A 14009-nucleotide genomic window follows, 5' to 3' on the forward strand; every position below is an offset into this window, starting at 1 on the left:
GGTTCCCGTCGTCGTCAGGCAAATTGCAAATTGTTTCGGGATAAGGGCATGGTGCGAAGACGCTTTCCGCTCGCCGCAAAAATCGCATTGGCGAGTGCGGGAGCGGTCACGACCGGGCTGACTTCGCCCATCGCTCCGAGTGGTCCACCGCTCTCAATGAATTCGGTAATGAGTTCCGGGCATTCGCCAAGATAAGGCATGGCATACGTGTCGAAGTTGGTTTGACGGACTGCACCGTCCGCGAAAGTCACCTCTGACTTGCAGCCCGCCAATCCGAATACGGTGCCGCCTTCGATGTTGGCCCTGGCGATCCCCGGATCGAACACCCGGCCCGGATCAGCGACGGACGTGACCCGCTCGACCTTTACCTCATTGCCACGCACATGGACCTCAATCACCTGAGCGATCAGTGTTCCGAATGCGAGTGCAAATGCGAGGCCCCGGCCGTGGCCCTTCGCAAGGGGCTGGTTCCAGGAGCTGAGTTCGGCCGCGCGATCGAGGACCTTCAACGCCTTGGCGTTGGAACGCAAAAGTTGCCGCCGGTAGGCGTAGGGGTCCTGCTTCGCCAGGCCAGCCAGTTCGTCGATGAAGCTTTCGAAGGCGAATATATTCGGCCCATAGCCAGTTGTTCGCATGACCGACGTGGGAACATCCGTTTCCAGCAGATGAAAATCCACTTGGCGATGGTCGATCGCATAAGGGGTTTCCTTCATGCCCTCGATGCAGAACGGATCGATATGGGTCTTCTTGATCTCATCGATCATCATGGGATTGCACAGACTGATAATGGTCGGCGATACCACGCGGGCGACGATTGCCTCCGGCAAGCCATTCGGCTCAAGTGCCGCTGTCAGTTTCACCATCGTCGCGGGACGATAGCCGTCCCTGCGCATGTCTTCTTCACGGTCCCAGAGGACCTTGACCGGGGCCTTTACCGCTTTGGAAATCAACGCCGCCTGGACGATGAAATCGGCGAGCGAACGCCGGCCGAACGCGCCGCCCATGTAGGGCGTCCGGTTCACTTCCACCTGTTCGCCTTTGAGCCCAAGTGCAGCCTGCAATGCATACCACGCGAGGTTCTGACCTGCCGTCGGCGCCCACACCACGCAATGATCGTCCGTCACATGCGCGACCGCGTTCATCGGTTCCATCGTCGCGTGGGCAAGGAATGGGTTCTCGTAGTCCTGTTCCACCGTCTTTTTCGAGGCGGCGATGCGCGCAGGAGCCTGCCCCTCGTCAACCGCAGTCGCGAAGGGTCCGGTGTCGAGGCGGGCCTTGTATTCAGTGCCCAGAGCCGGCGTGTTTGCCTTCGCGGTGGAGGACGCGGGCTCATGGATGCTTGTCTCGGCCTTAAGCATGGCACTACGGGCATGCCAGTAGGTGTCCGCGACAACAGCAAAGCCTCCCTCGACAGGCACGACCGCGACGACACCTGGCATCCGCAGCAATGCATCGCGGTTGTTAAGGTCGAGCACTGATCCGAAGGCCGCCCCGGTGCGCACCGCGGCGTTCAGCATGCCGGGTACCCTGAAATCGATCCCGAAAACGGCTGATCCATCGACCTTGGCGGGAACGTCGACCCGAGGCACCTCTCGTCCGACCAGCTGCAGCTCGGCGTCTTGCTTGAGCATTGGCTTTTCCGGCGGCGTGATTTTCGCCGCCGCCGCCGCCAGCTCTCCGAAGGTCGCGCGTTTTCCACTCGAAGCGTGGACGATAAAGCTCTTCTCGGCGGCCAGTTCCGAAGCCGGAAGTCCCCATGCCTGGCTCGCCGCCGCCATCAGCATTTCGCGAGCGCTCGCGCCGACCGTGCGCATGATGTCGTAGAAGACCTGGATGCTCATGCTGTTGCCGGTGAACATCCATTTGAACAGCGGATTGGCGTAGGCAGGATCATAGGGCGCCGTTTCCAGCCGGACGTTCGACCAGTCGGCACCGAGTTCATCGACGAGTACCGCGGGGAGAGTGGTACTGATGCCCTGGCCGATTTCGGCCTGGCTGACGATGACGGTCACTGTATTGTCGGATTGAACCCGTACCCATGCATTGAGAGCGACTTCGCCGGCAGGCGCCCGAGTAGTTGCGGCTCCGATCAGCTTCGCTGCCTTTACGGAGGATGAAAGACCCAGCATGAATCCGCCCGCCATCAACGCGGTACACTGGATGAAACGGCGCCGGTCGAGTTGAATAGCGTCAGTCGAAGGAGTGTCGAGCATAGGTTTGATTCCGCCGGATTTCAGCAGAAACTACGGACGTCAAACGCGCTGCCGGAGCGCCACCGAACTCCATAGTCCTCTGCCCTTGAAGGAATCTTATAGTCAGGAACCCCAGCTATCAGTGGTGATAAGTTTTCCCCATCAGGTAGATTGGAGATCTACGATAAATGGCGATGGAGCTCTTCGTTGCTGAACTGAAACATGCTCGATGTCTACTGCGATCATAGACGCATTTGATGGTTTCTGTGAATGATTTCAGTCGTTTGGCGGGCAGATTCGGCTAGTCGCCCGTTCGAATTCCATCAAGAGCAAAATAGCGGGGCGTGGATGCTACACGACACCAAGCAGCGATAACGAATACTGCCCTCGCAAAAATTGTTTACCTAGGAGTACATAATTGCTATCGGTTGTTTATGGCTAGACCGTTCGAATTTGACCCCGATACAGCGATTGACAGAGCAATGGAGGTGTTCTGGCAAAAGGGCTATGCGAGCACCACCCCACAGGATTTGTTAGAGGCTGCCGGTATAGGAAAAGGCAGTTTTTACAACTACTTCAAAAGCAAACATCACATGTTCGAACTGTGCCTGGAGCGGTATCGCGCTTCTCAGGCCGAGGCGTTGGTAGAGTTTCTGAAGCAGCCGATATCGGCTAGGGCCAAGCTGAAAGGTGCTCTGGAGCAGCTCATCAAGTTCGATCTGGACGGGCCTGTGAGGAAGGGTTGCATGGCGGTTAACGCGGCCGCCGAATTGGCCGCATCGGACGAAAGCGCGCTCCGCATTGTCCAGGCAATGTTTAACAGGACGGAGGCCGCCCTGGTGAAGCTGATCGGGGAGGGCCAGGCGGCGGGCGAGTTCCGCAGCGATATAGATGCGGTTTCGCTGGCGAGCCTGTTGTTGACAACTATCGTTGGTTTGCGGATTGCCGGATTGGTAGCCGACACCCCGGACAGGCTTGAACGCGCGATCGAAACGGCTCTTCGTCTCCTCTGAAAACTAGCGGGAATCTAAATCGAAATTAGCACGCATAATTATGTACCCAAAGCTACAGAAAGGAATGAATATGAAACTCGGCCTCGAAGGCAAGACGGCGATTGTAACCGGAGCGAGCCGCGGCATTGGGCTGGCAACGGTCAAGGTGCTCGTGCAGGAAGGCGTCAAGGTTTTTGGCGCGGCCAGGACTGTGACACCGGAGCTACTGGCGCTAAGCCCTGATGCTCTTGCGGTGGACCTGTCCAGCGCAGAAGGGGCGCCGAAGCTTATGGCTCACATTTCCAGCCGGTCCGATCGCATTGATATTCTCGTCAACAATGTCGGTGCAGGTGATGCAGTCGCCCTTGGCGGATTCCTTGATGTCACCGACGAGCAATGGCACGCCAATCTCGATATCACCCTGATGAGCGCCGTATGGATGAGCCGCGCTGTATTGCCAGCACTGCTTAAAAGTCGGGGTGCGATGATCAACGTATCGTCGATCAACTCGAAAGTGCCATCGGCCGGGCCTATAGCCTACACTACGGCAAAACCGCGCTGACAGCATTTAGTAAATCGCTTGCAGAGGAGTTCGGCCCTCAAGGCGTGCGGATTAACACGGTATCACCAGGCGCGGTGCGCACGTCGCTTTGGGAGGGGGCGGACAGCTTCGGCAGCACGGTTGCAGCCGCCTTCGGTGTCACTCACGAGGCGCTTTTATCTGAAATACCTGCTCGTTTCCAAATGACAAGCGGTAGGATCACCGAAGCCGACGAGGTGGCCAACCTGATAGCTTTCCTTGCTTCCGACAGGATTCCGAATGTAGTCGGCGCTGACTACGTCATCGACGGCGGCACGCTCAAGGCACTCTGAAAATACGGTATCATGAAGATAAGAGACAAGTATGTCGTAGGTCAGGTGTTCTGAGGCTTGGTTGATCTTCATTTCATTCTCACTGAGTGCGCGATTTTTGCTTTTTTTACCGCAATGCTCGCCAGTTCAAGGAAATGGCGGAAGAAATCTTGTAAACCGTAGACTCAGCGGTCCATCTTATTTGTGTGTCGTTCCTCGAATTGAACGCAGCCAACTGTTTTTCATTGATGAAAAACATCCTGCAGATTTGGCTGTTTATCACTCAGGCATATCTCCCTATGTCTGCCTGCAACGGTAGATGCTCGTGGAGGATGACATGCTGACCAAACCCGATAGCGCGACCACAATGACACTCTGGAATGACCGGGAAATTCCGCGCCTGGGCATGGGATGCTGGGCAATCGGCGGACCGTTTTACGCTGGCGATGTGCCGCTCGGCTGGGGCGAAGTCGATGATGATGAATCGGCCCGTGCCATCGACCGGGCGGTGGATCTCGGTATTCGCTTCTTCGACACCGCCTCGAATTACGGGGCCGGGCATTCCGAAGAGGTGGTCGGCAGGGCGCTCGGCAATCGGGACGATATCGTCATCGCCACCAAATTCGGCTTCGCGACGGACGAGAGGACCAGGCAAGCGACGGGTGCCTTTTCCGATCCCGCCTTTATCCGGCAGTCTACTGAGACGTCATTGCGCCGCCTGCGCCGCGATCGGCTGGATCTGCTGCAGTTCCATCTTAACGATTTTCCGCTCGAAGCGTCGGACGAGGTCTTTGAGATACTCGAAGCGCTCCGAGCCGACGGCAAGATTGATGCTTTCGGCTGGAGCACGGACTATCCAGATCGGGCTGCTCGTCATGCGCATCGCGCAGGGTTCGTCTCGATTCAGCATACGATGAACGTTTTCGAGCCGGTTCCGGCGATGATCGATGTCATTGAGCGCAATGGTCTGATCTCCATCAATCGCGGTCCGCTCGCCATGGGGCTGCTCAGCGGCAAGTTCACGCCTGACAAGGCTGTCGGCGAGAAGGATGTGCGTGGTGCGAGCCTCGACTGGATGGTCTACTTCAAGGACGGCAGGATTGCTCCTGAATTTGCCGCTCGCCTGGAAGCAGTCCGCAATCTGCTGACTGAGGACGGTCGCACGCTCACGCAGGGTGCGCTTGCCTGGCTGTGGGCGCGTTCGCCGCGCACGCTGCCAATTCCCGGCTTTCGTACGGTTGCCCAAGTCGAGGAAAACGCCGGAGCGCTGGCAAAGGGACCGTTGCCAGCAGATGTGATGGCGGAAATCGATCAGGCGCTGACTGACCTGTAGATCGGCGCATATATACCGAGAGGCAGATCGTCACTGGAGTTGGCGGTCAACGCGACGGGCGTTCGCTTGCGCCAGTTTTGTTCCGATATCTTAGCTATCGTCGGACGGTCTTAAGCGGAATTTATTGTCGTTCCTCGAGCTAGGGAAAGGGCGGTTTCAAGCAGTATCTTTGCGCCCGTTTCAATATTTTCTGACGTGACGAACTCAGCCTCATTATGGCTGATGCCGTCTCGGCACGGGACAAAGACCATCGCCGTCGGCGCAACGCGGCTAATGAAATGTGCGTCGTGGAAGGCTCCCGAGACCAACTTCATGCTGGAAACTCCGAGCCTCTCACAAGCGTGGTCGATCACATCGACAATGGCCGTGTCGAACTTTCCGGGCGCCAAGTCGAAACGCTTTTCGATGTGGACACCGACCATGTGGCGTTCTGCCGACGCGCGACATTCCGCATCGACCTGTGCCTCGATGGCAGAAAGCACGTCTTCCTGCGGATGGCGAATGTCTATGGTGAATGTGACCCTGCTCGGAATGACGTTGACGGAGCTGGGTTCGATGGTCATTCGGCCAACGGTCAGCCGCGCCATTGGATCGGTTGGCATCACGGCTAGCTGCAGTTGCGCGATCGCGGCAACGGCGGCTGCCATGGGATCTCTGCGGAATTCCAGCGGGGTCGTGCCCGCATGGGCCGCCTCGCCGCTGAAGGAAATCTCAAGCCACCTGGTTCCCTGTACGCCGGTGACGAGGCCGATCGGAATGCCCGCACGCTCGAGTACGGGTCCTTGCTCGATATGCACCTCAACGAAGGCGGACACGGCATGGCCAAGCGGCTGTGTCGCGGCTTCCGGCAGTGCATTTAATGTTGCTGCGAGTTCATCGCTGAATCTTGCACCATCGACGCCATGCATATCCTGCCATCCGCGTATGTCGCCCGCGCCGACAAAAGCCATCGAGCCCATGCAGCCGGGAGAGAAACGGCTACCTTCCTCGTTGGTCCAAGACACGACTTCGATGGATCGTTCCGTAACGACACCCGCATCCTCCAACGATTCCAATACCTCGAAGGCGGACAGCGTGCCAAGCGCACCATCGAACCGACCTCCCGTGGGCTGACTGTCGAGATGGCTACCAATCAACACGGGGGGCAGTGAATGATCATGTCCCTTGCGCCGGATGAACAGGTTGGCAATCGCATCCTGGTGAATGCTGAATCCACGTGCAGTGGCCAACTCCGCAAGCAGCCGCCGCGCTGCGCGATCCTCCGCGCTCAGCGCCTGACGGTTCACCCCGCCTGCTGGGGTTGCCCCGACGGCTGCAAAATCGGCAATACGCTGTAGCAGACGCGGCGCATTGATCTTCGGGCATGCATTCATCGGCGGATGCCTGCCACGAAGTTCGTCACCCGCAGCGGATCGACCGCATTCCACCAGACCCCATCGTACTTCAGAGAGCTTGCGATAATCACGCCATCGGCGACCGACAGAATGTCATTGACATTGTCTGGCGTCACACCGCTGCCGACGAGCGTCGGCAGGCCCGCCGCCTGCTTGATCATTCTTATGTAGTCGAGATCGGCTGCATGTCCCGTCCTTTGCCCTGTGGCGATAACCACATCCGCATCAAAGAAGACAAGATCCTTGACCTGTTCCTCGACCGGTCGGTCCGCAACGATGGCATGCGCCCCATGTTTGACATGGGCATCGGCGAAGATGCGGATGCCATGGGCATTGAGCCGTGCACGATAGCGCATCGCGCGGGCGGCTTCCCCTTCTATGAAGCCCTCATTGGCGACATAGGCGTTTGCCCATTGATTGACGCGAACGAAGCCTGCGCCTGCCGCGCTGGCGATTGCAAGCGCCGGAACGGCAGCATTGGCAAGAACATTGATGCCGATCGGACCGCCGAGTTCACGGCGGATACGATCGGAGATGACGGCCATATAGGCCGAGGTTTCGGGACCGATATCATCGGGCTTCGAAAAGGGAATATCGCCATGGTTCTCGATGATCACGGCATCGCAGCCACCTGCAAGATAGGCGCGGGCGTCGTCAAGTCCGCGCCGGTAGACGGCCTCGATCTCCTCGCCGGAGTAGCGCGGCGCACCGGGAAGCGGCGCCAGGTGAACGACGCCGATGATCGCCTTGTCACGCCCGAAAAGATCGATGAGGGCGTTGCCCGCTAGCTGCCCGATGGGTTTCATTGTCCCACTCATGTGTTTTCCAGTTCTGATCTCTTGATGATTTCCGAAATTTCCGCCCGCGAGGGATAGGAGGCGAGCGTTCCAGGCCGGGCGACTGAGATGGCGGCGGCCTTGGTCGCCAACTTTGCGGCCGCGACCAAGTTTTCTCCCTGTGCGAGCAAGCCGACGAGGACGCCCGCAAAACAGTCACCGGCACCGCTGGTATCGACGACGGCACACTTTTGCGCCTCAAGAATAATGGGAGCATGATCTGCCTGATCCCAAACGATGCCTCCTTGACTTCCAAGGGTCACGACGACGTTTCTCGCCCTTTTGTCAGAGAGCAGGTCTGCCGCCATCGCCGGGCTTTCTCGGCCTGTCAGCGCGGATGCTTCACCTTGATTGACAATCACAAGATCCACATCGGCAAGATCTTCGACCTTCAAGTCCGACAGCGGGCTCGCATTGAGCACCGTCTTCAGACCTGACTCTTTGGCAAGTTTCAGGCAGGTAGCGGTGACCTCCCGCGACAGGTTGCCCTGCATCAACAGGATGTCATTCTTGTTCCAGGTCTTGGCGAGGGCCGTTTGCCGAACCGGATCGAAGGCTCGCGCACAGGCGACAGCGCTGACGATGGTGTTTTCGCCACCTTCTTCCACCAGGATCGTCGAGCGATCAGTGGGAAAAGGCAGACGCACCAGTTGATCGACCTCAAGGTCGCTCTTCAGCATCTCGGTCACTCTGCCCGCGATGTCGTCGTCGCCCAGCGGAGCCCAGAGGCATACAACGGCACCACTTCGCGCGGCCGCGACGGCTTGATTGGTGCCCTTGCCTCCGATGCCTTCAACTGTCGAGCGCGCGTTGAGCGTTTCCCCCGGACGCGGGAGGCGCGTCAGCCGGAAGCTCGTATCGACGCAGACATTGCCAACGACATGGAGGCGCATAGGCGTCAGTCCTTGAGTGTTGCCCAGGCCAGCATCTGCTCGAAGAGCGTCTTGTAGCCGTTCCAGGCGATAAACTCGGGCGGCAGCCAGTGCGGGCCGACATCCGAAGTCCAGACGAGCGTCCGGCCAGCGCCATAGGTGCCGGTTACCAAAAGTGGCTGCGAACCATATTCGCTTGAAACCGTCGCAAGCACCTCAGCTCCCTGCTTCACCTTGACCTCGTTGAAACCGAGAAGGTAGGGCCAGTCTTTCCCGAGGCCTTTGAGGACCGGGTGATTGTTATCGCCCGTTACGACAGGCGAAAATCCCTCGGGAACCTCGACGCGGTCATCGATTGACAGGCAGCTCACCGGCAGCACCTCCTCGACCGGCGTTTTATGATAGCGCGCGCCGCCATTGATGCCCTGGAAGCTGTAATAGCCGCCGAACATCAACAGCGCGCCGCCATTTGCAACGTAGTCGCGCAGCAGCTTCAGCCGGTTCGGCGTCCTCCTGGAATGAATCCAGGTATCGGGATGCAGTAGCAGCGTATTGGCGCCGATATCGGACAGAACGATCGCGTCATATTCCGCGAGTGCTTCGGCCGTCAGCGGGAAATCGCGCTGTGCCTCATGGGCCGGCATGAAAGTGACGTCAAAGGCACTGCCCTTCAATGCCTTCAGCAACTCGTCGGCACCGGTGTGATAGGTCACCGTCGGAAACTGGTCGAAACCCTTGATGTGGGTGGCGGTCGAAACCCATGATTCACCCGCTAGAAGAACCTTTTTCTTGCTCATGTCTGCTCCTTGATGCACTCGACCTTCAGGCCGAGGCGGAAAATACCGATTGGGGGTTGGTGATCAGCATCTGGTCGATCGCCTGCTGATCGACGCCGTGACGCTTCAGTCGCGGCAGGAAATGCTTGAGAATGTAGCCATAGCCGAAGCCGCCATAGCGGGTCAGCATGATCTTGAGAAAGACGTCCTGCGACAAAAGCAGGCGATCGGCAAAACCAAGATCGACGAGCGCCCGGAGCGCCCTGGCATTTTCCTCGTCCGATGGCGATTGAGCATCCTGATCGGCGTAATAATAGTCCATGCCGATCATGTCATATTCCAGGAATGCGCCGCGTTCTGCGAGGCTCTTTTGATAGTCGAGATCATCGTGGCTGGGATTCATGTGGCAGAGCACGGTGTGGCGCAGATCCGCGCCTTCCTTCTCGACCACATCCAGCACACGATGGGCAAGGCGCTCCCATCCCGGCAAATGGATGGACAGCGGCAGGCCTGTCAGCCGCGATGCTCGCGCCGATGCCCGCAGGGATTTTTGCTCCTCGGCCGTAAAGTCCTTGCTGACGCCGACCTCGCCAATGATGCCGGCCATGATGTCGGGCTGGGTCTCGCCGCCGCCGACGTCGTTGACGATGAAGGCGGTGACCTCGTCCAGATCCATGGCCTTCAGCCACTCCGGATGGGTGTGCTCCAGATAGAAGCCCGTCCCCATGATGATCTTCAGACCGGACATGCGGGCGATGCGGCGCAACTGTTCGGCATTGCGTCCTATGCCAAAGTTGGTGGTTTCCACCACGGTATGGCCGCCGAGCTTCTGGAAGCGAGAAAGTTCGGCAAGGGCCAGATCCTGATCGTCCAGCGAGACGTTGTCGCGATTCATATAGGGGTTCATCCGCAACTCGCCGATGATCTCTATTCCAACCGGCTGTTCGGCGATCGCCTTTTCGTCAGGATGGCAAGGGCACTTCCATGAGGTCGCTCCGTCAAGGAAGATGTGCTCATGCATGAGCGTGATCCCCATATCAGCGACGGGGATGGGACCGAGCACGGTCATCGCGCAGCCGGTGTGAACGCCGATGGCATGACGCATTCTGGCCGTGTCGGCAAAGAGATGATCCATCATACTCAGCGGCTCCTCGTTGCGCCCTTGAAAAGGCGGAAGTTCAACCAGATCGCCACGAGGATGATGACGCCGGTTACGATCGGCGTGAAGAAGGGCGACATGTGCGAGAGGATCAGGCCGTTGGAGATGACGGCAACGGTCAAAGCGCCGAGCACCGTGCCGACGACCGAACCGCGTCCACCGAACAGGCTCGTGCCACCCAGCACCACCGCAGCGATGACATCGAGCTCGAAGCCTTGCCCGGCATTTGAAGAACCCGACCCCAGGCGTGCGGCAAGAATGATGCCGGCGATCGAGGCAGCGACACCCGATATTACATAGACGAACAAGGTGACGCGTCGCGTGTTGACGCCGGCGCGGCGCACCGCCTCGGCATTGGCACCGATGCCGGTGACATATCGCCCGAAGGGCGTTTCATTGAAGGCGACATAGGCTGCGGCAAGAGCAACGATCGCAATCATTGCCGGTGCTGGAACGCCAAAGAACCAGGCCTGGCCAATCGCCGTGAACGGGCTTTCCGGAGCGACCGGGATCGAGTAGCCGCCGGTGATGAGAAGTGCGAGGCCTCTGATGACCGATAGCCCAGCCAGCGTGACGATGAAGGCCGGAATCCGCTCATAGGCGATGAAATATCCCTGAATCAGCCCGGTCGCAGCGCCAAGAAGCATCATCAGAACAACGACAACAGGCCAAGCGATTCCCGCCTGAAGACAGGCCGCCGAAAGCGTGGCGGCAAGGGCCAATACGGATCCAACCGAAAGATCGATGCCACCTGTGGTGATGACGAAGGTCATGGCTGCTGCGACGATCAACAAGGGTGCCGACTGCCTGAGGACGTTCAAGAGATTAGGTGCGGTCAGGAAGACATTGGTGAAGAGGGAGAAGAAGACGCAGACCACGATGAAAAACAAGGCGATCGAAACGATACCGCCATTGGCTATGGCCCTGTCATAGAGACGTGCCTTGCGCAGGCGAGACGACGGGCTGGTTTGGGTGTGAGAGGATGTCATGGTCATACGGAAGCGCCTCGCTCGGTATGTTGGCCGGCCGAGCGCGCGGAGAACTTGCGACCGACGATCAGGTTGACGACTTCTTCGATGTTCGTTTCGGCGATAAGGCGCTCGGCGACGTTCTGCCCCTCATACATCACCTGGATGCGATCGCAGACGAGGAAGAGATCCTGCAGTCGATGCGTGATCAGAATAACGCTGACGCCGCGGGCGCTGACCGTGCGGATGAGCTCCAGCACCGCCTCGACTTCGGCAACAGCCAGGGCGGCCGTTGGCTCGTCCATGATGAGGACCGATGGATTGAATGAAGCCGCACGCCCGATCGCGATGGACTGGCGTTGGCCGCCTGAGAGATTTTCGACCTTCAGACGCGTGTCCGGAATGACGATGCCAAGTCCTTCCAGCATGTGACGTGCCTGTTCATGCATCATCTTTTTGTCGAGGATCGGAATGCCCGCAAGCTTCCATTTCGGCTCACGCCCAAGGAAGAGATTGCCCGCCACATCGACCGTGTCGCAAAGAGACAGGTCCTGATAGACCATTTCGACATGCGCAGCGCGTGCGTCGGCTGGCGAAGTAAAGGAAACCGGTTTGCCGTCGATCTCGATCGTCCCCGAATCCGGGATCACCGCGCCCGAAAGAACCTTGCTCAAGGTCGATTTACCGGCGCCGTTGTCACCGACAAGGCCAAGGACCTCGCCCGGCTTCAAGGTCAACGATACATTGTCCAACGACTGCATCGTGCCATAGCGTTTGGAAATACCGGTCATCCTGACGCGGTAGGTATCAGCGTTTGTCATATCAATGCTGCCTTGCGGAAATGGCCTCAGCCATGATGCCACAACGCCATGGCCGAAGCGATCGGCCATGGCGTGACGAGGTGCGAGAGCTACTTGAACATGCCCCGGAACTTGTCGACATTTTCCTTGGTGACGATGGTCACCGGCACATTGATGATCGGATCGATCTTGTCGCCCTTTTTCACCTTGACGAGCGCTTCGACGGCAGCTTTGCCTTCGCCGGCCGGATCCTGCTGAATAACGGCTGTCACCCAACCCTGATCGATACCCTCGATCGCCTGCTTGGTCAGATCCCAGCCGAAGACCTTGACGTTACCCGTCTTGCCCTGGCTGGTGACGGCCGCAACGGCGCCGAGGAGTGCCGGCTCACCGGTCGCATAGAGCGTCGTCATGTCGGGATTGGCGGTAATGAGATTTTCCGCAGCGCTGAGCGCCACATCCTGGACGTTCTGCCCATCCACGGTATCGAGGAAGTCGACCTTTTGGCCGCCAGTCTTTACCGCTGACTTGAAGCCGTCGAGACGCTGGTTCTGGATGAAGGAATTGAGTGCGCCGACGACGCCGACTTTGGCGCTGCCGCCCAGCTTGTCCTTGACGTAGTCGGAATAGAACTTGCCGATCTCCTCGCCCGCCTTGGTGTTGTCGACACCCACGAAGGCGATGTTGTCGCCATTCGGAATCTGGGCATCAATGGCAATGACCGGGATGCCGGCCTTCTTGGCGGCGGTGATTGCCGGCTTCACCCCGTTCACGTCGATGGCAACCAAAATGATGCCGTCAACCTTCTGGGTGATGTAATTCTCGATGGCGTCATTTTGTGCGCTGGGCACGTTGTTGGCGTTGAATATGACAAGATCAGCGCCGGCCTTCTTTGCCGCCTCCTTGGCGCCATCATTGATCTGGTTGAAGAAGAGAGCTTGCTGGTTGATCGTCACCAGGGCCAGCGTATTCGCTGTCGCGGCGCCGGCACTGCCGGTAAGTGCGATGGCTGCGCCAACCGCGCAACCGAACAAATATTTCTTGAGATGCATGATCGTTCCCCATGTTTTTGGATTGCATAGGGATTATTCAAGTAACTTGAATTTATGTCAAGTGACTTGAATTGATGATTCTGAAGATGATCGCGAGTTCGCCCGCACGACAGATGTGGGTGCTAAAAAGTCGCTGGCGTATTGACCCAGAAGATGCTCGCGCGCTCGCCCCCAACATTTCGATACCAGTGAGGGAGCTCTGAATTGAAAACGAAACTGTCACCGACCGAGAGCCGGAAAGTGCGTTCACCAACCATGAGTTCGACTTCGCCGGCAAGAACGTAACCCACTTCCTCGCCGATATGCTGGATCGGCCCGGCGCTTTGGCCGCCAGCTTCGATGTGGTGGATGTTGCACTGAAGAAGATGGCCTTGCGAGTAAGGGATGATCCGCTCGAGAGAAATGCCTTCTCCCCTGCGCAATGGGTCCAGCCCGATCAGCGGTCTTGTCCCGGAGCGGAAGACAATACCTTCTTCACCGTCGGCCTCCTCGAACATCCAGCCGATATTCGTGCCGAGAACGCCGACAAGCCGATGAAGCATTGGCAAAGAGGGTGAAGCCTTGCCGTTCTCGATCTTCGAGAGCAGGCTTTCAGAGCAATCCGCAGCTAGGGCGAGAGCCTTGAGGGTCAAGCCACGGGTTTGCCTGGCGAGCCTCAGGCGGCCTCCAAGCCGCGTCGGATTTGTCAGTATCTTTTCCTCATTGCCTTCTCCCGATTTCCCGGGGGGGTCGATCATATTCATGGTTCTGGTATCGCTGTTACAAAACCAAAGCTTAACGCCA

12 protein-coding genes and 1 pseudogene are annotated in these 14009 nt (G+C 58.3%); 3 read left to right on the plus strand and 10 right to left on the minus strand.

Translation table 11 applies throughout. The annotated features are described in order from the left end of the window. Positions 1-14: 14 nt before the first annotated feature. The gene (locus ABOK31_RS24525; RefSeq protein ID WP_349959251.1) at positions 15-2213 is read right to left on the minus strand and encodes a molybdopterin cofactor-binding domain-containing protein; all 2199 of its coding nucleotides are present in this window, start codon (positions 2211-2213) and stop codon (positions 15-17) included. Between the two features lie 461 nt (positions 2214-2674). On the opposite strand from ABOK31_RS24525, the gene ABOK31_RS24530 reads away from it, so the two are divergent. The 3 genes and pseudogenes from ABOK31_RS24530 to ABOK31_RS24540 all read left to right on the plus strand — a co-directional run bounded on the left by ABOK31_RS24530 (position 2675) and on the right by ABOK31_RS24540 (position 5369). Next, positions 2675-3205 (plus strand): TetR/AcrR family transcriptional regulator, encoded by a 531-nt coding sequence (locus ABOK31_RS24530; RefSeq protein WP_349959253.1) that lies wholly within the window; start codon positions 2675-2677, stop codon positions 3203-3205. 70 nt (positions 3206-3275) lie between these two features. Beyond that, positions 3276-4057, plus strand: a pseudogene (locus ABOK31_RS24535) (SDR family oxidoreductase). A 316-nt stretch (positions 4058-4373) separates the two neighbouring features. Next, positions 4374-5369, plus strand: coding sequence for an aldo/keto reductase (locus ABOK31_RS24540; RefSeq protein WP_349959255.1), 996 nt, complete (start codon positions 4374-4376; stop codon positions 5367-5369). Between the two features lie 110 nt (positions 5370-5479). Here the strand turns inward: ABOK31_RS24540 and ABOK31_RS24545 are convergent, their stop codons facing one another. The 9 genes from ABOK31_RS24545 to ABOK31_RS24585 all read right to left on the minus strand — a co-directional run bounded on the left by ABOK31_RS24545 (position 5480) and on the right by ABOK31_RS24585 (position 13969). After that, positions 5480-6742 carry a Zn-dependent hydrolase gene (locus tag ABOK31_RS24545; RefSeq protein ID WP_349959257.1) on the minus strand — a complete coding sequence of 421 codons (1263 nt, stop codon included), beginning with the start codon at positions 6740-6742 and terminating at the stop codon, positions 5480-5482. After that, entirely contained in the window at positions 6739-7581 is an 843-nt protein-coding gene (locus tag ABOK31_RS24550; protein WP_349959259.1) for a BtpA/SgcQ family protein, read from the minus strand. Before ABOK31_RS24550 ends, ABOK31_RS24545 begins: the two co-directional genes overlap by 4 nt. Then, positions 7578-8492, minus strand: coding sequence for a ribokinase (locus ABOK31_RS24555; protein ID WP_349959261.1), 915 nt, complete (start codon positions 8490-8492; stop codon positions 7578-7580). Before ABOK31_RS24555 ends, ABOK31_RS24550 begins: the two co-directional genes overlap by 4 nt. Positions 8493-8497: 5 nt before the next feature. Then, positions 8498-9268 carry a glutamine amidotransferase gene (locus tag ABOK31_RS24560; protein WP_349959263.1) on the minus strand — a complete coding sequence of 257 codons (771 nt, stop codon included), beginning with the start codon at positions 9266-9268 and terminating at the stop codon, positions 8498-8500. A gap of 25 nt (positions 9269-9293) precedes the next feature. Further along, on the minus strand, positions 9294-10382 hold the full coding sequence (locus ABOK31_RS24565) for a phosphotriesterase-related protein (protein WP_349961283.1): 1089 nt from the start codon (positions 10380-10382) through the stop codon (positions 9294-9296). 5 nt (positions 10383-10387) lie between these two features. Further along, complete coding sequence (locus tag ABOK31_RS24570) at positions 10388-11395, minus strand: ABC transporter permease (protein WP_349961285.1); 1008 nt, start codon at positions 11393-11395, stop codon at positions 10388-10390. A 2-nt stretch (positions 11396-11397) separates the two neighbouring features. Beyond that, positions 11398-12195, minus strand: a complete 798-nt coding sequence (locus ABOK31_RS24575) for an ATP-binding cassette domain-containing protein (protein ID WP_174182362.1) — start codon at positions 12193-12195, stop codon at positions 11398-11400. A gap of 89 nt (positions 12196-12284) precedes the next feature. Next, positions 12285-13226 (minus strand): substrate-binding domain-containing protein, encoded by a 942-nt coding sequence (locus tag ABOK31_RS24580; RefSeq protein WP_174182363.1) that lies wholly within the window; start codon positions 13224-13226, stop codon positions 12285-12287. Positions 13227-13348: 122 nt separating this feature from the next. Next, the gene (locus ABOK31_RS24585; protein ID WP_174182364.1) at positions 13349-13969 is read right to left on the minus strand and encodes a cupin domain-containing protein; all 621 of its coding nucleotides are present in this window, start codon (positions 13967-13969) and stop codon (positions 13349-13351) included. Positions 13970-14009: the final 40 nt, after the last annotated feature.

The sequence above is a fragment of the Rhizobium sp. ZPR4 genome (assembly GCF_040215725.1).
Taxonomy (GTDB): Bacteria; Pseudomonadota; Alphaproteobacteria; order Rhizobiales; family Rhizobiaceae; genus Rhizobium; species Rhizobium rhizogenes_D.